Genomic DNA, 18,761 nt, shown 5'->3' with positions numbered 1-18,761 from the left:
GATGCAGCGCGGCGGCACTTCGCGCCTTTCCCTGGCCGACCATCTGTTGCAGGCGCTGGTCGTGCTGGGGGCTGTCGCGCTCGTGGCCGGCCTGGCCTATGGCATCTACAGCGGCCTGGCGGCGCACAACATCGGCGTCAGCTTCGATTTCCTGTGGCAGAAATCCGGGCTGCACCTGACCGAGGGCCTAACGCTGGACTGGACGGACGGTGTGGCCCTGGTTCCGTACGAGTCGGGAGACAGCAATCTACAGGCGTTATTGCTGGGCCTGTACAACACTCTCAAAGTCGCCCTCGTCGGCATCATCCTCAGCACGATGCTGGGCCTCGTGGTGGGTGCCGGCCGCGTATCGCGCAATTGGGCGGTAAGCCGGTTCTCGCTGGCTTTCGTCGAGCTCATACGCAACACGCCGCTGCTCATACAGTTGTTTTTCTGGTATTTTGCCGTGGTGCTGCGTCTGCCGCCCATGCGGGAAGCCGCGCATCTGTATGGCGTCATTGCCAGCCAGCAGGGTATTTATTTTCCGTCGCCGCAGTCCGCCTGGCCCGGCGGCGAATGGCTGGTGCTTGCCAGCTTGATCCTGGCCGGCGCTATTGTTCTGGTCACAAGAGGCCGTCCCGCCCGGCGCGGCATCCTGCTCGGCGCACTTATCGCGGCCTGGATCGCCACCATGGCCTGGAAGGGCTCGCCGCTGCAGTTGGACATGCCAGTGGCATCGCGTTTCCGGGCCAGCGGCGGACTGGCCTTCACGCCTGAGTTCGCCGCCATCCTGCTGGCGCTCGTCGTATACACCGCCGCCTTCATCGCCGAAGTCGTGCGCGGCAGCATCGAGGCCGTGTCGGGCAGGCAATGGATGGCGGCCCATGCCCTGGGCCTGAAGCGCGGCCAGGCCATGCGCTATGTCATCCTTCCCCAGGCCTTTCGAATGCTGATCCCGCCGCTGGTCAACCAGTACCTGAATCTGGCGAAGAATACCTCGCTGGCCATCGCCATCGGCTTTCCAGACCTTTTCAATATCTACGGCACTGTTGCGAACCAGACCGGTCGCAGCATGGAAGGCATTCTGTTCGTCATGGTGGCCTACCTGCTCATCAATTGGCTCATCAGTCTCTTCATGAATATGTATAACCGGCGGCTGCTGGCGCGGGGGCAGCGATGAATGTCCATGCCGCGCCGCGGGACGGCCTGAGCGCACGGCTTGCACAGCGCCTGTTCCCAACTTGGCTGGATGGCGCACTATCGCTGTGCACGCTGGCCATCGTCATCTGGCTGGCATGGTCCTTCGGGCGCTGGGCGTTTACGCAGGCCGATTGGCGCGTCATCGGTGAAAGCCTGCGCTTCCTGATGGCCGGCGGTCTGGATCGCGCGCAGATCTGGCGGGCATGGGCCGCCAGCTACCTGTTTCTTGCACTGGTGGGACTCAGCCTTGCCCGGCTCTTTGATGGCCGAGGATGGCACTGGGCGCTCGGCGCGGCGCTTGTCCTGCTCTCCGCGGAGTCCATGCTTCGGCTGGCCCTGGATACGCCGCTTGCGCTGCCCCTCCTGTTGTTTGCCGCGCTGCTGCTGGGCTGGGCAGGAGCCCGGCTGGTGACAGCGCGATGGTTGGTGCTCGCCTGGGTGGCGGGCACGATCGTGATGTGGCAGATATTGATTCCAGGCACCGGCCGGGCCGTGGGCGGCCTGCTCCTGGGCACTCTCGTTACGGTGGTGGCCGCCCTGGGCAGCTTTCCGCTGGGAGTATTGCTGGCATTGGGCCGTACCAGCCGGTTGCCGGGCGTGCGCATGGTCTGCAGCGGCTACATCGAGCTGGTGCGATCGCTGCCGCTGATCTCCATTCTATTCTGGGCCTGGATGGTGGTGCCGCTCGTGCTGCCCGCCGATATCCGCATCAACGATGTGGTACGCGGCACAGCGGGCTTCGTGCTGTTCTACGCAGCCTATGTGGCCGAATACGTGCGCGGCGGGCTGCAAGGGATACCGGCGGGGCAATGGGGCGCGTCGTGGTCGCTGGGCATGACGACTGCTCAGACCCTGCGCCATGTGATCCTGCCGCAGGCAATACGCACGGTGTTACCCGGCCTCGTCGGTAACGTTCTGGACATATTCAACAACGTGCCGTTGCTGTTCATCATCGGGCTGACCGAATTCGTGCGGGCTGGCCAAGTCGTGCTGTCCAACCCGCAGCACTCGGACCAACTCTACGAGGTGTACGTCTTCATGTTTGCCGTCTACTTGCTGATCGCCATGGTGCTATCGTGGAGTGCCCGCGTGGTCGAACAGAAAGGCCGCGCCGCAAGCGCCTGAAAGAGAATACGGCCCGCCATCCCGGAACGAGCGCACGGGCCGTTCGTGATGCAGGGAAAGCTGCTCCGGTCAGCCGCGGTAGCGGGCAGCCAGCTGCTCCGCGCCACGCGCCAGCAACGCGATATCCATGCCTATCGCTGTGAACAGCGTACCCCATTCCATGTAGCGGCGCGCCTGGGCCTCGTCGACAGTAAGAATGCCCGGCGCCTTGCCGGCCGCGCGTATGCGCTTGATGGCATCTTGAATGGCCGACTGCACCTCGGGATGCCCCAATTCTCCGGGATGCCCCATGCTGGTGGAGAGGTCCGCCGGCCCGATGAATACGCCGTCCAGGCCGTCAACCTTCAGAATTTCGTCGAGATTGTCGAGGCCCGTCTGCGTCTCGACCTGAACCAGCAGACAGAGCTCGTCTTCGCATTGACGCATGTATTCACGATTGGCGCCGAAAGCGCTGGCGCGCGTCGTACCGCCCACGCCCCGGATACCCAGCGGCGGATAGCGAGTACCCGCCACCGCCCGCGCGGCCTCCTCGGCGTTCTGTACATAGGGGATGAGCAGCGACTGCGCCCCAATATCGAGATAACGCTTCTGCTGCAAGGGATCATTCCAGGTGGGGCGCACCACCGCGGTAACGGGAAAGGCGGCAACGGCCTGCAGTTGTGCCAGCACGGAACGCAGGTCGTTGGGGGCATGTTCCGTATCCAGGAGCAGCCAGTCGAAGCCCGCTCGGGCCACGATCTCGGTGGTGTATGGATTGGCCAGAGATGTCCACAAGCCTAGCTGCTGCTTGCCTTGCGCCAGTGCGCGCTTGAATTTGTTGGTGGGTACGTTGCTCATGCTGTCGGACTCTCCTCGTCAGTCCATTGATAATCCATGCATCGCGGCACTCTTTCAGACGTGTAAAGTATTTATCAACGATGGTAGCACCGTTGGCGTCCGCGTATCGCGCCAATGCCTGATTTCAGTATAGTGTTCGTGTGTACAACTATTGCCGGTATGTCCGGATTCCCAGGATTGCCTCATGCAGATATCGCCTCACACGCTGTCCGCAGCGGACACCTACAAGCTGCTTATGGGCACGGTCGTGCCTCGGCCAGTTGCCTGGATCAGCACCATCTCGGCTTCCGGCGTACCCAACCTCGCGCCCTTTAGCTGCTACACCGTCGTCTCAACAAAACCGCCTCTTCTCGGCGTGAACATCGGCCGCAATAGGCACCATGAACGAAAAGATACGGCCGTCAACATCCTGTCGCAGCAGGAGTTCGTGGTCAATGTAGCCGACACCTCTCTGCTAAAGCCCATGCATTTCAGTGCAGCAGAGCACCCTGCCGATGTCAGCGAGATCGATCTGCTTGGCCTGGATACGCAGCCTGGCCTTGAGGTCGCGGCCCCGCGCCTGAACGCCGCGCCCATCAGCATGGAGTGCCGGCTCCGCCAAGTCATTCCATTCGGAGATCTCGGCGCAGAGTTCTTTGTCGGAGAGATCGTCATGCTGCATGTTCGCAAAGGCCTTGGCAGCGATAACAAGATAGATGCCGCCGAACTTGATCCGGTTTGCCGCCTTGGCGGCCCGAATTACGCCGCATTGGGCAAGATCATCACTATGACGCCTCACAATGCGCTGCCTGTATCGGGCGGGGTGCCATCCCACGGAAACCAATCCTGAGCGAGCTGACGCAGCAGTCGAGTGTCATTGCCTTGCGATCCCACCCGAAGCCGGAATTTCTTGTAGAATTATCGTTTTCGCCGGTTTAGCTCAGTTGGTAGAGCAGCGCACTTGTAATGCGAAGGTCAACAGTTCGAATCCGTTAACCGGCACCAACAGAATCAAGCAATTACGCCACCCTATCTGGGTGGCGTTTTGCTTTTTGGGGCATTTTCTCCCACGACCCAGCCAGGAAAAAGTTGAAGGCAAAGCGCCTCATGAGGGAAAGTTCAGGACTTTGCCAGATTGATCCTAAGGCGCCAATGTATTACGATATTTAATATCGTAATACCTACGCGTTGGAGGGCCATGATGACCGATGCCACTACCCTGACATCAAAGGGACAAGTGACCGTGCCGAAGGAAATACGGCAGCGCATGGGCCTGAAGCCCGGCGACAAGATCACCTTCTCCCTGCTCAGCGATGGGACCCTGGTTGTGCGGCCCAAACTGCGGCATGTGACAGACTTGGCCGGGCTGCTGCATAAGCCTGGCAGAGCACCTGTGCCGCTCAAGGACATGACGGTCGACCTGCCAACCGATGACGCCGCTCCATGAGCATCGCCATAGATACAAACGTACTCATCCGATTGCTGACTCGCGACGACGAGACCCAGTGTGCCGCAGCGGTGAAGATCGTACAAGCTGCTGTGGAAGACGGCGCACCGGTTCTGATTTCGACAGGTGTGCTACTCGAGACGGAATGGGTGCTGCGCAGCCGCTACAAGCTTTTGCCGGCGGAGATCCAGCGGGCCTTCAACGCGATCCTGGAGACACACGAATTCCTTGCACAAGAGCCTGCCGTACTGGAAGAGGCCCTCAGGCTATGGCGCAATCAACCCGGGGCCGATTTTGCTGATTGCGTGCATATTGCCAATGCAGTACAACATGCACGCACCCTGGCCACGTTCGATCAAAATGCAGCACGGCTGCCGGGTGCGGCAATCATTCCCATGGCGCAGCATGGACCATGATTTTTACCAGCGCGCTCATGTCGGGATAATGAGCGGCCGCCCCGCCGATCAATAGCACAAACCCCTATTGCGACCAAAAGTACAACCTATTTAGTATTAGGTATCACCTTATCGACTATCCCGGTTGCTACGCTCCAAGATAAATGGGGCCGGCAAACTGTCGCAGACGAAAAAGGAATGCCTTTGAATAGTCCCGCCTTACCGTTATCAAAACACGGTGGCGGCGCGCAGGCCCGGCGTCGCTTTCGTTTGCCATGGCTGCGGTGGTGCCATCGCGCATTCGTCGTGCTGATGTATCTCTTCATGCTGTGCCCGCTTATTTTTGTGGTGTGGCTCAGTTTCTTCAAAGGCGCCATTCTCTATTTTCCTCCCTCCGGCTACACCCTGGGCTGGTATCACAAGGCCGCCACCGATTCCGCCTTTCTCAGCGGCTTCATTACAAGCATGCAGGTGGCCATCGTGGCCGCGCTCATCGGGGTTGTGCTGGGCGTGCTGGCGGCGCTGGGCATACGGCGCTACGCCTTTCGCGGACATAAATCAGTCAATACCCTGCTTCTCTCTCCACTGCTCATTCCGGGCATTGTGGCGGGTGTTGCCATTTATCTTGCCTACCTGCAGGTTGAAAACTTCCTTGATATGGATGTGGTGGGCACATTCGGCGGCCTGGCGATTGCCCATGTCTGCCTCACCATTCCCTGGACGGTGCGTTTGGTGTCGGCAAGCATGGAGGGACTGGACCCTTCCATAGAAGAGGCGGCCCGCAATCTGGGGGCCAGCGGTACGCGCGCCTTTCTTCGCATCACGCTTCCCATGCTGCGGCCGGCCATTGTCGCCGCGTCGCTGTTCAGTTTCATTGTTTCATTCGAAAACCTCGAACTGTCGCTGTCTCTCGTTGGGCCGGGGCGAACCACGCTTCCGATCGCCATCCTGCAGTATCTGGAATTCACGCTGGATCCAACGATTGCGGCCGTGTCCTCCATACAGATTTTTCTGCTTGGCGTGCTCATGCTGATAACAGACCGTTTCGTAAAACTCAGTCAGGTGGTCTAAGAATGGCGAAAGTGTCTCTCGACAGGCTCAAGAAACAATTCGGCTCATCCGTCGCCGTGTCGGATTTTTCCCTCGATATCGAGGATGGCGAGCTGGTCGCATTCCTCGGCCCGAGCGGTTGCGGCAAGACGACCACACTGCGCATGATTGCGGGCTTTATATCCCCCTCGGCAGGCTCGATTGTCATCGGCGACGATGATGTCACCGACCTCCCGGTGCACAAGCGCAATACCGGCATGGTCTTCCAGCGCTACGCGCTCTTTCCGCATATGACGGTCGGCCAGAATGTCTCGTTTGGCCTGGAAATGCACAAGGTGCCCGCAAGCGAGCGGGACAAGCGAATTGGCGATGCGCTTGCCATGGTGCGCATGGAATCCTTCAAGGACCGCTACCCGCGTCAACTGTCGGGCGGGCAGCAGCAACGGGTCGCCATTGCGCGCGCCCTGGCCATACAACCCAAGGTCTTTCTTCTTGACGAGCCGCTGTCCAATCTCGATGCCAAGCTGCGCACCGAGGTGCGCGAGGAAATACGCACCCTGCAGCGCGAGTTGGGCCTGACAACCATTTTTGTGACCCACGACCAGGAGGAGGCACTGGCCATATCCGACCGCATGGCCATCATGTATGACGGCAAGGTGCAACAAGTTGGCACGCCGGAAGCGCTCTATGAAAATCCCGCCAACCTCTTCGTTGCCGACTTTCTCGGGAAGATGAATTTCTTCCAGGGCAAGACGGTTGACGACGGCCGCTTCGTGACCGATAAAGGACACGCCTTGACCGTCGACACCGCACGTCCCTCCACCACGCAGGTGGGCGTGCGGCCCGAGCGCATCGCGCTGTCCAGCGATCCGGCAACGGCCAATGCCTTGCCCGGCGAGATCAGCAATATCGTCTACCTCGGCGCCGTCATCGACATCCGGATTCGCCTGGATACAGGAGAAACCGTATCCTGCCAGATGCCCAACAGTGCAGCGTCCGCGCAGCCGTCGCTGGCCACAGGGCGGCGTGTGCATGCATGCTTCAGGCCTGACGACTGCATGGCCTTCCAGGGGGAAGCAGCGTGAACTCGCAGGCCTCGGACCGCAATAGCCGTCTCGGCGCCAGCCTCGCGTTTCCCGCTTCGCTGATCGTGCTGTGCGTCATGATGGTGCCCATATTGATGCTGTTTCGCTACAGCTTCAATCACTTCGAAGCATCGGTGATGGTGGAGGGATTCACGCTCGAAAATTACCGAAGCTTCATCCACGATCCGTACTATCGGGAAGTATTCCTGAGCACAGTGTATGTGGCCGTCGTGTGCACCGTTCTTTCTTTGGTGCTGGGCTTTCCCGTAGCTTATTTTCTGGCGAAGTCGCAAAGCCGCTACAAGAGCCTGTTCATCATTCTGCTTGTGTTTCCGCTCATGGTGGGCAGTGTGGTTCGCGCCGCAGGCTGGATGGTGGTGCTTGGCAATGCGGGGTTCATCAACTACACACTGAAATGGCTGGGGATCATCGACCAGCCGCTGCAGCTCATGTACACGCCGATGGCCGTCATTGTCGGGACAACGGGCGTGGTCATGCCCTACATGATACTGACGCTGCAAAGTGTGCTTGAGGGCATAGACTTCTCGGTCGAGGAAGCCGCCCAGAACCTGGGGGCGGGCTTTTTCACCACTTTCTGGCGCATCGTGCTGCCAATCGCCACGCCAGGCGTTGCGGCCGGAACGCTGCTGGTGTTCATCCTGTGCATGAATGCCTACGCCACGCCGGTGCTGCTCGGCGGCACCGGCATCACCATGATGGCGCCCGCGCTTTACGACCAGATAGCGAAAGCGTACAACTGGCCATTTGGTGCCACCCTGGCCTTGATACTGGTCGTGGCCACGCTCGCCATGGCCTTGCTTTCCAATTGGATTATTCATCGTCGCTATGTGAAAACGATGGTTGCGTGAAAAACGGCGCTGGCCCCAAGGAGACGTGATGGATGCTGTATTGTTGAAGAACGGTGCGTTGCTGGACCCCGAACAACCCGAGCTGCTCGAGGGGTACGACATTCTTGTTGAGGATGGCCGCATCAAGGAAGTGTCGGATCACCCCATCAAGGCCTCATCGGCGCGCATGATCGATGTTGCCGGCAAGACCATCATGCCCGGGCTCATCGACCTGCATGGACACGTGATGGCCACCCAGCTCAATCTGAGCACCCAGGGCGTGCTGCCGGACGCGCTGGTCATGATGCGCGCCGTGCCCATCATGGCCGGTATGCTGCGCCGCGGGTTCACCACCCTGCGCGATGCCGGCGGCGCGGGCTGGGGGCTCAAATGCGCGGTCCAGGAAGGCACCATCAAGGGTCCGCGCCTGTTCATCGCGGGACGGGCCCTCAGCCAGACCGGCGGCCATGGCGACCCGCGGCCGCGCTCCGATCACCTTCGCCCCATGAGCTTCTGCGGTTGCTGTTTTCGCGCCGGCGATATAGGCCGTGTCGTGGATGGCGTCGATGACCTGCGCCGCGCCGTACGGGAAGAGTTCCAGATGGGCGCGGACCAGATCAAGATCATGGCGTCGGGCGGGGTGGCCTCACCCACCGATCCGATTGCGGCACTCGGCTACTCCGAAGACGAGTTGCGCGCCATTGTCGCGGAGGCGCAAGCGCGCCACAGCTATGTGATGGCCCATTCCTATACGCCTGAATCCATAGAACGCGCTGTGCTGGCAGGCGTGCGCACCATCGAGCATGGCAATCTCATCGATGAACGTGTAGCCGGCATCATGGCGCGGCAGGGCGCCTATGCCGTGCCAACGCTGGTCACTTACGACGCCCTGGCCTCTGAAGGTGCGCAGTACGGCCTGCCCGCCGACAGCGTGGCCAAGATAGAAACCGTACGCACCGCCGGGCTTGCATCGCTTGATATCTTCAAACGGGCGGGTGTGAAGATGGGTTTCGGCACCGATCTGCTGGGCCCGTCTCACCGCTTGCAAAGCAATGAGTTCCGTATCCGCGCCGAAGTGCTTTCGCCGTTCGAGGTCATTCAGAGCGCAACGGTGATTGGTGCGGAGATTCTCGGCATGCAAGGCCAACTGGGATGTCTGCGGCAAGGCGCGCTGGCCGACCTGCTCGTGGTTGATGGCAATCCCTACAAGAACATCAACTGCCTGCTCGGCCAGGGTGACCACATTCAGTTGGTCATGAAGGACGGGGAACTGCACCACGACGGCCTGCAGGCCTGAGCGCCGCCGTCGCGAGAAGAAGCACAGGAAAAGCCGCCCTTAACTCAACCGTCTGGAGCATGTCATGGCCTTATCCGACAATCCTTACATCAATTCTCTGCCTGGCGAGGAAATCGGCGATCTGAATGCATCCAAGGGCTGGTCTCCGCCCGCACCGGCAACCAGTCGCGACCGTGGCACAGGTCCATACAAGCGGCTTGTGCTGCGCGGCGCCACCATAATCGACGGCACAGGCGCGCCGCCTTGGGGGCCGGCGGACATTGTGGTGGAGCAGGATCGCATCGTGGCCACCATAGGCGTGGGCGCCTCGCTGGCCACCATCAACCCAAAGCACCGCCCTGCGCCCGGCGACCATGAAATCGACTGTCATGGCAAGTTTGTACTGCCGGGATTGGTGGATTCGCATGCCCATATCGGCACGCCCTACCATTCCATGTGCGGCGATCCGCCACCAGCCGACTATATCTATAAGCTTTGGCTGGCTCACGGCGTGACGACGGTGCGGGAAATGGGCGGACTCAATGGCCTGCAGTTCACGCTTCAACAGCGCGATGCCTCGGCCAGACAGGAAATCGCCGCGCCGCATATCGTTGCGCATGCCTATTTTCCCGCTGTCAACGAACGGGTGAAGACCATCTATACGCCCGATCAGGCGCGCGAGTGGGTTCGCAAGCTGAAGGAGCGCGGCGCGGACGGCATCAAGTTCTTTGGCGCGCCACCGTCCATCATGAAGGCGGCCTTGGATGAAGCGGCAAAACTGGGGCTGAGATCGGGGTGCCACCACGCGCAAATGGCGGTAACACGGGTCAATGCCCTGAAATCCGCCAGCTGGGGGTTGACGAGCACCGAGCATTACTATGGCCTGCCCGAAGCGCTGTTCGAGGATCAGATTGTTCAGGACTATCCCACCGACTACAACTACTTCGACGAATATTTCCGCTTCTCACTCGCAGGACAGATGTTCCTGCAGGCCGCCCAACCCGGAACCTCGAAATGGAACGATGTGCTGGATCAATTCCTGGAGCTGGGCCACACGTTCGTTCCTACCTTCAATATCTACGATGCGAACCGCGACCTGATGCGCGCGCGCCGCGCCGACTGGCACGATGCATACACTTGGCGCGCCATCTGGAAGTACTTCCAGCCGCAGCGAGGCGGACATGGCGCCTACTGGTATCGGTGGAGCACCCGGAACGAAGTGGAATGGAAGCAGAACTACAGGCTCTGGATGCAGTTCGTCAACGACTACAAGAACCGGGGAGGCCGCGTCTGTACGGGCAGCGACTCCGGCTTCATCTTCCAGATCTTCGGCTTCGGCCTGATACGCGAGCTTGAACTGCTGCAGGAAGCGGGATTCCACCCTCTGGAGGTCATGCGGGCAGCCACGTCACAGGGCGCCGAACTGCTGGGCGTGGGTGACGAGACCGGTTCGGTCGAGGCGGGAAAGCGCGCCGACCTGCTCGTGCTGGACGAGAACCCGCTGGATGACTTCAAGCTGCTCTACGGAACGGGTGCGATGCGGCTGAATGACGACACAGGCAAGGTGGAGTGGCACCGCGCCCTGCGCTGGACCATCAAGGCTGGCATGGTATTAGATGTGGATGAGCTGCTGGCCGACGTACGCACGTTGGTGGACCAGAGCTGGGAAGGTGATCCCGAGAGGCCGCCTAATGTCCGTTGACCTCATCCTTCTTGGCGGCTTTCTGGGCAGTGGAAAGACCACGCTGCTCGTTGACTACCTGTCTCGCGCGGAGGCCGCCGGCACCGGGGTCATCGTTAACGAAGTGGGAGAAATAGGGCTTGATGGCGCCATCATCGAAGAAGGCAGCAACGGCCTGCCCACCATGATGCTGGCCAATGGTTGCGTGTGCTGCAGTCTGCGCAGCACCCTGGTGGATACTGTCGTGGCCTTGCTCGACGGGCGCGGAGGAGATGGCGTGCGCGCGCCCCTGCGGCGCATCATCCTGGAAACCAGCGGTGTATCGCGGCCAGGCCCCATCATTGCGTCGTTGGCAGATCCAGCGTTGCGCAACCGCGGACTGCGCGTCAGTACGGTCGGCACCTATGACTGCGAAATTGGCGCGCTGAATGTCGAGACATTCGAAGAAGCGGCGGCACAACTGGCCGCGGCGCAGCGCATCGTCTTCACCAAGATGGACAAGGCCTGCGCCGACGAGGTGCGGCGGCATCGCAGCATTGCGGCAAGCGTAAATCCTTTGGCGCAGATCGTTGCAGAGCCCGACCGCAACACAGCCGTGGCGCAGGCCTTTTCCCCTTTGCCTGCACAGAATCTCGTGGACCAGGCTCTGCGCGCACTCATCGAGCATCCCAGCCGCCATGACAGGCACCCCCGCATCGAAGTCATGATGGGCAGTCCCGCGCGCAGCGACCTGACCTGGCCCGAAATAGCAGAATGGCTGGACGATGTGGCCGCCTTTTGCGGAGAACGGCTGTTGCGGCTGAAAGCGTTGATCCGCATCGCGGACTGCCCCGATCCCATCCTCCTGCAAAGCGTCGGCACGACCTTCAGCGCGCCACGACGGATGCGGATGCATGCCGACGCGCCATCAGGTTGCGTATTGATTACCCGCGACCTCGATGCGGAGGCGCTCAACGGCATGCTGGCCGATCCGCCCATGCATCTTTCGGCAACCGGCCGCGGACCGGCACTCATGCAGTGACGGCGCACCGCCCGCGGCCATTCATCGCAGCACCACTACAAGGACGAGGAAACCATGGAAATGCATAAATCGAATCGACGCAGCTTTCTCAAAAAAGCCGGCGGCCTGGCGCTTGCCCCCGCCCTGCCGCTCATACCGGGTTTTGCCCATGCCGCCGACGGCGAACTCATCGTAGGCACCTGGGGTGGCGATTATCAGAACCTTCTGCAGAAATTCATAGAACCCGCCATGACCAAGGACGGCGTCAAGGTCATTTACGATACCGGCAATGCCACCGCGCGCAATACCAAACTGAAGGCGGAGCGCAACAGCCGCCGGGGCTCCATGGATATCGCTTTCCTGAGCGATCTGGACATGTACGATGCCAGCACGACCGGCGCGCTTGCGCCTGTGTCCGAAAAGGATGTGCCGAATCTGGCCAATGTCATCGAATCGTTCAAGACGCCTTATTCCATTCCGCATATCTTCAGTGCGATGGTATTGGTATACAACAAGGAGAAATTGCCCGCGCCACCGCAATCGTGCGAAGATCTGCTCGACCCCAAGTACAAGGGCCGGGTGGGCTTTTCCGATATTCTTTTCAATTCGACCACATTGTTCCTCGGTCTGGCCGAAGGCGGAAAGGGCGATAGTTTCAAGCCTGGCATGGCCTTTCTGAAGAAGCTTGTGAAGAATCAGCCCAAGGTGTTCCCATCCAACGAGGCGGTGGCCGCCGCCTTCAAGTCGGGGGAGATCTGGGTGGCATGCATGTGGAAGGCGCGTGCGCTGCAGTGGCGCGATGCCGGCCTGCCCCTGGGGTTCGTCATTCCCAAGGAAGGCGCCATACCCGTCACGTTCGAGGGCGCGGTACCCAAGAACAGCCGCCACAAGGACAATGCCTGGAAGTACATGGATGCGCTGCTGGAGCCGGAGGGCCAGGTGCAATTCGCGCGTGCGATGGGTTATGCGCCCACGGTCAAGAATGCCAGTCTGCCTCCCGACCTGCAGGAGCGCGTGGGCTTTACCGAGGATGAATTGGCCCGCATCCATCCCTACGACCTGAAAGCGTTGGCCAGCCATCGCGCCGACAGCCTCAACTTCTGGAACAAGGAGTTCAAGGCCGCGCTTTGACGGAGAATGGGCATATTGTCTGACTTTCCTTGCGAGTACGGGCGTGCGGCTGGCGCCGCCAGTCTTGACGCCTTTCTCGCCGATGCGGCGGATACGCAGTCCGCCGCCTGATCCGTATTCATTCATGCACGGAGAACACGTGGCTCAGAAACCCGCATACCGCCTCCCTCCCGCGCGCGCCATGATCACCGCGCCGCAGCCCGAAGCTGTTTCCGCCGGCGCAGATGTGCTGCGCGCGGGCGGGAATGCACTGGACGCAGTGATCGCGTGCGCCATCACACAAGGCGTCGTCGACCCGCTGATGTGCGGCATCGGGGGATTCGGCATTCTGCATCTCTACGATCCAGCCACCGGCGACAGCACGGTCTACGAAGGTTTTGGCGGCTGTCCCCTGGAAAGCCGCCCCGACATGTGGCGGGACATTGCCCAGGGAGACACGACGGACGGCTTCGGTTTTCGCGTCGAGGGCCATGTCAACGAAGCCGGCGCACTTTCCGTGACGGCGCCCGCCATTCTGAAGGCATTGTCATCGGCCCATGATCGGCATGGATCCATGGCGTGGCCGGATCTATTTTCCGCAGCGATCTCGTATGCCCGCGATGGCTGGCTGATGCGCCCGCATGTCTATACGGTACTGACCCAGGACGAGCGAAAGTATGGCCGCATGAACTACGGGGAAAAGCTGAGCCTGACCGCCGACGGGCGGCGCATCTATCTTGAACCCGACGGCGGGTACAAGAAGCCTGGCGCAGTCATACACAACCCGGATCTGGCGGCCACGCTCGAAAGCGTGGCACGTGAAGGCATCGCATCATTCTATGGCGGCGCGCTGGCTGATCATATTGTTGACGACTTGCGCAACCAAGGCGGCATGCTGACGAAGGAAGACCTGGCATCGATTTCAGCCCCCCAGGTGCAGCCACTGTCGGTTTCGCATGGCAACTGGCAGGTCAACCTGCCCGGACCTCCCGGGGGCGGCCTGTTCGTAGGCCAGGTATTGCGCATCGCCGCGCAGTTTGACCTGGCTGGCATGGGTCACAATTCACCGGAGTACCTGCGTGTCCTGACCGAGGCGATGAAGATCGCCCTGCGTGACAAAGAGGCATTCATCGGCGACCCGCGCTTCAGCGACAACCCGGTGGACAGGCTGCTTTCAGATGCCTACATTGCCTCGTGCGCGGATCAGATACGGGCCGGCGTCAAAACCCATATTGCGCGCCATGCGGCGCATGAGTCCAAGCACACGACGCATGTGTCGGCTGTCGATGCCAAGGGCATGGTGGTATCCCTGACACATACGCTGGGCAACCCTTCGGGGTTTATCGTCAAGGACGCGGGCTTCATGCTGAACGGCGCCATGAGTACATTCGATCCCATTCCGGGCAACCCGAACTCCATCGAGCCCGGCAAGCGCCGCTATTCGTCCATGGCGCCTACGATTGTGTTTGACCACAACGCGCCGGTCATGACGCTGGGCGCGCCCGGCGCCTCCTGGATAGGCCCGGCAGTTGCCCAGGTACTGCTGAATGTGCTCGACTGGGGTATGGATATACAAACGGCAATCAGTGCGCCAAGAGCGGTTGCAACCAGCGATGCCATCGATATCTCCAACCGCATACCCCCGCACGTACAGCGCTCACTGGCGTCAATGCAGTATGAAGTTCGCCGCAGCTACCTCAGCTATGCCTTTGCCGCTGTGCATGGCATCACGATGTTCGACGGCGAACTGCGCGGCGGCGCGGACCCGCAGCGGGACGGCTATGCGGAAGGTGTGCCGTAGCCGCGGGCAGTAAGCGGCCGGATGCGTTATCCTGAAGCGTGGGCACCGAGGATGAGGCAGCGGCCTCGTGAAGATCCGATGCGTGCCTTGATATTTTCGCAACAGAACACCTCATGACTGAATCACAAGACGCATCCATATTCTCTCTTGCCTGTGGCAGCGCCCCGCTGCTGATATCCATTCCGCACCTGGGCACACGCATTCCCGACGACATTGCCGCCACCATGACGGAGGTGGCCCGCCATGCCGACGATACGGACTGGCATCTTGACAGGCTGTACAGCTTTGCCGCGGGCATGGGCGCCTCCATCCTGACGCCCATTCATTCGCGCTATGTCATAGATCTGAACCGCCCGCCTGATGATATCAACCTCTATCCGGGCCGCAATACCACGGGCCTGCTGCCCACAGACACGTTTGACGAAGCGCCGCTGTACCGGGAAGGCTGCATGCCCGACGAACAGGAAAAAGCGCGCCGCCGCAGCCTGTACTGGGAGCCATACCACCAGGCACTCGCCCAGGAAATCGAGCGCATACGCGCACAGCACGGATATGTGCTGCTATGGGAAGCCCACTCCATCCGATCACAGGTGCCGCGCCTGTTCGAAGGCAGGCTGCCGGATTTCAATTTCGGCACGGCCGACGGAGCCAGCGCCCTGCCCGGCGTCATCGAGAAGATCAGCGCCGACATCAATGCCCGCGGCCAGTTCAGCGCCGTGGCCAACGGCCGGTTCAAGGGCGGCTACATCACGCGGCGGTATGGCGACCCGGGGCACGGCATCCATGCCATCCAGCTCGAGATGGCCCAGCTGACCTATATGAGCGAGTCGCGCCCCTATGCCTATCGAACCGAGCAGGCAACACAGGCGGCGCATGTGGTGCGCAAGGCCATCGACTATGCCCTGAGCGAAATCGGGGCTCAGTACGCGCGCTGACGCCTTGGCACATTACAGCGTGACAAGCACTTTACCCATGGTCTTGCCCGACTCGACGGCCTCGTGCGCCTGCGCAATATCCTTCAGCGCAAAGGCGGGCCCGATGTGGTGCAGCAGGCGATCTTCGCGCAGCAAGGCCTGCAGCGCATTCAGATCAGCCTGCCGTTCATCCGGAAGCAGGTCGTAGACAAGAAAAAAACGCAGGCTCAGCGAACGCAGCAGCCAGACCCAGTAGTCTATCGCCACGCCAGTGCGCTGGTTGGATCCATAGCATATGACACTGCCATGCGGCGCCAGCGCGCCGTCCGTGACCAGCGCCGTCGTAGTGGAGAGATCCATGTCGATAATGGCATCGACGCCACGACCGCCCGTCAGCTCCGCGATACGTTCGGCGACGGGCTCGCGCTTGTAGTCGATGAGGTCGGCGATTCCCGCTTTTTTTACCTGCCCGGCCTTTTCAGCCGAACCAACCGTGCCGATGACGCGCGCGCCGCGCAGATGCGCAATCTGCGCGGCATAGAAACCCACGGATGAGGACGCGCCTATTACCAGCACGGTCTTGCCCTGGAGCGCACCAAGCATCTGCACGGCATGCAAGCCAGTGAGCGCGGGTATGCCCAGGCAGGCGCCCGCTTCGAAGGAAATGCCCTGCGGCAACGGCATGGCTTGGCCGGCTGGGAGCGTGATGTACTCCGCCGCCGTGCCCAGGGCGCGCCGCCACTGGCCATTCCATATCCATACGCGCTCACCCACCCGCGCCGGATCCACGCCCGGGCCTACGCTTTCCACCACGCCGGCGCCGTCGCTGTGCGGCACCAGATGCGGCACCGTGACTGGCCGGCTGCCCCCTCGGGACTTGACGTCGGACGGATTGACGCCCGAAACGGCCAGCCGCACGCGCACCTCTCCCTCAGCGGGTGCAATATCGGGCAGTTCGCCGACTTGCAGTACTTCGCTTGCAGGACCATTCTTGGAATACCAGGCCGCCCGCATAATGTATGCCTCCTCGCTGTATGGAAAATATCGCTGCGTTGCCTTGAATGCAACGGATCACCGCGCCCGTACAAACCTGTTGCTCAGGGTGCCCAAACCCGTCAATGATATCTCGACGAGATCTCCATCGCGCAGGTCGGGTGAGTGTCCGTCCGTTCCCATCCAGAGCACATCGCCGGGATACAACGTGAGATAGCGACTCATTGTGCTGATAAAACGCGCCACGCCAAACAACATGTCGTGCGTGGCAAACTGCGTGGTGATCTCACCATTCAAGCGCACGATGGTCTCCATGGAAGAGATATCGGCCTCGGTTTCTATCCATGGGCCCATGGGTTTGAACGTATCGGCATTCTTGGCGCGCCAGAAGGTGCGGTCTGAAGCCTGCCAATTTCGTTCGCTGACGTCGTTGCCTATGGTGTAGCCAAGAATGCACTGTGCCGCATCTTCCTCGCGTATATTGCGCGCCTGTCTGCCTATGACCACCACCAGCTCGCCCTCGTAGTGCACGCGCGTGGCATCCGCCGGCATGATGACATCGCGTCCGTGTGCCAGCAGTGCGTTATTGGCGCGATAGCCCACATCCGGTTTGTCGGGGATCTTCAGCCCTTCGGTGGCAATATGCTTGACGTAATTCAGACCCACGCAATAAAAGGTTGGTGGAATCACCGGAATCTCGATGCGCACATCGGCCAGGGCCAGGCGCTGCGCTGTTCGCTCATAGCCACCAAAAGGGTCGCCTCGCACCGGCACGATGCGATCGTCCTCCAGAATGCCGTAGCATGCATCGCCATCGCCATCCACCGAATATCGTATCCACTTCACTATTCGCTCCCGGTTCGCGGCGCCGCCGCACACAATGGCGGCGATGCCAACATGTCATCCCCGATCTCTGCGATCGAGCGCGCACCGCACAATTGCATGGTGCGCTGCAGTTCATTATGAAGAATGTCCAACACCTTGTCCGCGCCGGCGTAACCGCCGGCCAGGGCGCCGAACAGCGCGGCCCTGCCGATCAAAACGCCTGCGGCCCCCAGCGCCAGCGCCTTGAATATGTCGCTGCCACGGCGTATGCCGCCATCGAGCATCACTGGCACCCGGCCGGCAACGGCCTGGACGATGCCAGGCAACGCATCCAGTGTTGCCGTGCAGGTATCGAGCTGGCGGCCGCCATGGTTGGATACAACCAGCGCATCGGCGCCCAGCGACAAAATACCATCCACGTCGCGAGGATTGACCACGCCTTTCACTATCAGTTTGCCGCGCCAAGTGTCGCGCAACTTGGCCAGGGCCTGCAGATCAAAGGCGGGATCATAGTTGCGGCCCGCCGTCGACTGCATGGACCTTCGGTCAGCCACCATGCGGTTCAGGCCTTTCAGATTCGGCAAAGCCGGCGGTCCATTCACGAGCATATCCAGAGACCAGCGCGGCCGCAGCGCGAACTGCAGGAAGTTGCGTGGCGTGATCCGCATCGGGAAACCCAAGCCGTTGCGCAGGTCCCGCTCGCGCTTGCCGCCCACCGGCAGATCCACGGTGATTACCAGGCCTTCGTAGCCGGCGGCCTCCGCGCGCCGTATGAGGTCGTGCAGACGAGCCTTGTCCTGCAGGATGTAGGCTTGGAACCAGAGCCGGCCTGGCGCCCTATCGGCGATTTCCTCGATCGAGGCGGTCGCCGAGGTGGACAAGACGTAGGGGATGCCATGATGTGCCGCCGCCCTCGCAAGATCGACATCGGCGCCGCGCCGCCCGAATCCCACCGCACCCATGGGCGCGATGCCGATGGGTAGGCGCATGTCGCCGCCAAACAACGCGGTGGCGCACGACACCTGCGCGACATTGCGCAACACACGCGGCAGAAGGCGTGTTTCCTGAAAAGCGCTGGTATTGGCACGCAGCGTCAGTTCATCCTCAGCGCCCCCTTCGTAAAAATCATAGACCGCACGCGGCAGCCGCCTGCGCGCCATAACACGCAGGCGGTCCACGGCGTAGCTCTCATCCAAAGAATCAAACATGGGCCAGC

At 61.1% G+C, this 18,761-nt stretch carries 18 protein-coding genes and 1 tRNA gene; 15 read left to right on the top strand and 4 right to left on the bottom strand.

Going from position 1 to position 18,761, the window contains the following annotated elements:
• Nucleotide 1: 1 nt before the first annotated feature.
• Both ERD78_RS13900 and ERD78_RS13895 read left to right on the top strand, forming a co-directional pair.
• On the top strand, nucleotides 2-1,159 hold the full coding sequence (locus ERD78_RS13900; RefSeq protein ID WP_129969919.1) for an amino acid ABC transporter permease: 1,158 nt from the start codon (nucleotides 2-4) through the stop codon (nucleotides 1,157-1,159).
• A complete protein-coding gene (locus ERD78_RS13895) occupies nucleotides 1,156-2,304 on the top strand; it encodes an amino acid ABC transporter permease (RefSeq protein WP_129969918.1) in 1,149 nt (382 codons plus the stop codon). Before ERD78_RS13900 ends, ERD78_RS13895 begins: the two co-directional genes overlap by 4 nt.
• Nucleotides 2,305-2,373: 69 nt before the next feature.
• Here the strand turns inward: ERD78_RS13895 and ERD78_RS13890 are convergent, their stop codons facing one another.
• Nucleotides 2,374-3,141, bottom strand: a complete 768-nt coding sequence (locus ERD78_RS13890; RefSeq protein ID WP_129969917.1) for an HpcH/HpaI aldolase family protein — start codon at nucleotides 3,139-3,141, stop codon at nucleotides 2,374-2,376.
• A gap of 184 nt (nucleotides 3,142-3,325) precedes the next feature.
• Here ERD78_RS13890 and ERD78_RS13885 point away from each other — a divergent pair, with 184 nt between their 5' ends.
• From ERD78_RS13885 to hutG, 13 genes are all read left to right on the top strand, one after another.
• Nucleotides 3,326-3,970, top strand: a complete 645-nt coding sequence (locus tag ERD78_RS13885) for a flavin reductase family protein (RefSeq protein WP_129969916.1) — start codon at nucleotides 3,326-3,328, stop codon at nucleotides 3,968-3,970.
• A gap of 79 nt (nucleotides 3,971-4,049) precedes the next feature.
• Nucleotides 4,050-4,125 (top strand) — tRNA-Thr (locus tag ERD78_RS13880).
• A gap of 193 nt (nucleotides 4,126-4,318) precedes the next feature.
• Nucleotides 4,319-4,567: an AbrB/MazE/SpoVT family DNA-binding domain-containing protein gene (locus tag ERD78_RS13875; RefSeq protein ID WP_129969915.1), complete on the top strand. Its 249-nt coding sequence runs from the start codon at nucleotides 4,319-4,321 to the stop codon at nucleotides 4,565-4,567.
• Nucleotides 4,564-4,983, top strand: coding sequence for a type II toxin-antitoxin system VapC family toxin (locus ERD78_RS13870; RefSeq protein ID WP_129969914.1), 420 nt, complete (start codon nucleotides 4,564-4,566; stop codon nucleotides 4,981-4,983). The genes ERD78_RS13875 and ERD78_RS13870 overlap by 4 nt, the downstream gene beginning before the upstream one ends.
• Nucleotides 4,984-5,160: 177 nt before the next feature.
• Entirely contained in the window at nucleotides 5,161-6,033 is an 873-nt protein-coding gene (locus tag ERD78_RS13865) for an ABC transporter permease (protein WP_129969913.1), read from the top strand.
• A 2-nt stretch (nucleotides 6,034-6,035) separates the two neighbouring features.
• On the top strand, nucleotides 6,036-7,097 hold the full coding sequence (locus ERD78_RS13860) for an ABC transporter ATP-binding protein (protein ID WP_129969912.1): 1,062 nt from the start codon (nucleotides 6,036-6,038) through the stop codon (nucleotides 7,095-7,097).
• On the top strand, nucleotides 7,094-7,966 hold the full coding sequence (locus ERD78_RS13855) for an ABC transporter permease (RefSeq protein WP_245152478.1): 873 nt from the start codon (nucleotides 7,094-7,096) through the stop codon (nucleotides 7,964-7,966). Before ERD78_RS13860 ends, ERD78_RS13855 begins: the two co-directional genes overlap by 4 nt.
• 28 nt (nucleotides 7,967-7,994) lie before the next feature.
• Nucleotides 7,995-9,242 carry a metal-dependent hydrolase family protein gene (locus tag ERD78_RS13850; protein WP_129969911.1) on the top strand — a complete coding sequence of 416 codons (1,248 nt, stop codon included), beginning with the start codon at nucleotides 7,995-7,997 and terminating at the stop codon, nucleotides 9,240-9,242.
• A 64-nt stretch (nucleotides 9,243-9,306) separates the two neighbouring features.
• On the top strand, nucleotides 9,307-10,923 hold the full coding sequence (locus ERD78_RS13845) for an amidohydrolase family protein (RefSeq protein ID WP_129969910.1): 1,617 nt from the start codon (nucleotides 9,307-9,309) through the stop codon (nucleotides 10,921-10,923).
• A complete protein-coding gene (locus ERD78_RS13840) occupies nucleotides 10,913-11,923 on the top strand; it encodes a CobW family GTP-binding protein (RefSeq protein WP_129969909.1) in 1,011 nt (336 codons plus the stop codon). Before ERD78_RS13845 ends, ERD78_RS13840 begins: the two co-directional genes overlap by 11 nt.
• Nucleotides 11,924-11,983: 60 nt before the next feature.
• The gene (locus tag ERD78_RS13835) at nucleotides 11,984-13,033 is read left to right on the top strand and encodes an ABC transporter substrate-binding protein (protein ID WP_167668938.1); all 1,050 of its coding nucleotides are present in this window, start codon (nucleotides 11,984-11,986) and stop codon (nucleotides 13,031-13,033) included.
• A 139-nt stretch (nucleotides 13,034-13,172) separates the two neighbouring features.
• A complete protein-coding gene (locus ERD78_RS13830) occupies nucleotides 13,173-14,813 on the top strand; it encodes a gamma-glutamyltransferase family protein (protein WP_167668937.1) in 1,641 nt (546 codons plus the stop codon).
• A 113-nt stretch (nucleotides 14,814-14,926) separates the two neighbouring features.
• Nucleotides 14,927-15,748, top strand: a complete 822-nt coding sequence (gene hutG, locus ERD78_RS13825; RefSeq protein ID WP_129969906.1) for an N-formylglutamate deformylase — start codon at nucleotides 14,927-14,929, stop codon at nucleotides 15,746-15,748.
• 12 nt (nucleotides 15,749-15,760) lie between these two features.
• On the opposite strand, the gene ERD78_RS13820 is transcribed toward hutG, so the two are convergent.
• From ERD78_RS13820 to ERD78_RS13810, 3 genes are read right to left on the bottom strand one after another with little or no spacing between them, the layout of a single operon-like run.
• The gene (locus ERD78_RS13820; protein WP_129969905.1) at nucleotides 15,761-16,741 is read right to left on the bottom strand and encodes an NADPH:quinone reductase; all 981 of its coding nucleotides are present in this window, start codon (nucleotides 16,739-16,741) and stop codon (nucleotides 15,761-15,763) included.
• Between the two features lie 57 nt (nucleotides 16,742-16,798).
• Nucleotides 16,799-17,566 carry a fumarylacetoacetate hydrolase family protein gene (locus ERD78_RS13815; protein WP_129969904.1) on the bottom strand — a complete coding sequence of 256 codons (768 nt, stop codon included), beginning with the start codon at nucleotides 17,564-17,566 and terminating at the stop codon, nucleotides 16,799-16,801.
• Nucleotides 17,566-18,753 carry an alpha-hydroxy acid oxidase gene (locus ERD78_RS13810; RefSeq protein ID WP_129969903.1) on the bottom strand — a complete coding sequence of 396 codons (1,188 nt, stop codon included), beginning with the start codon at nucleotides 18,751-18,753 and terminating at the stop codon, nucleotides 17,566-17,568. The genes ERD78_RS13815 and ERD78_RS13810 overlap by 1 nt, the downstream gene beginning before the upstream one ends.
• Nucleotides 18,754-18,761 lie beyond the last annotated feature (8 nt).

Source organism: Allopusillimonas soli (assembly GCF_004153445.1).
GTDB classification, from domain to species: domain Bacteria; phylum Pseudomonadota; class Gammaproteobacteria; order Burkholderiales; family Burkholderiaceae_B; genus Allopusillimonas; species Allopusillimonas soli.
Note: the sequence above shows the minus strand (reverse complement) of the source record. Positions and strands in the feature narration are given on the sequence as shown.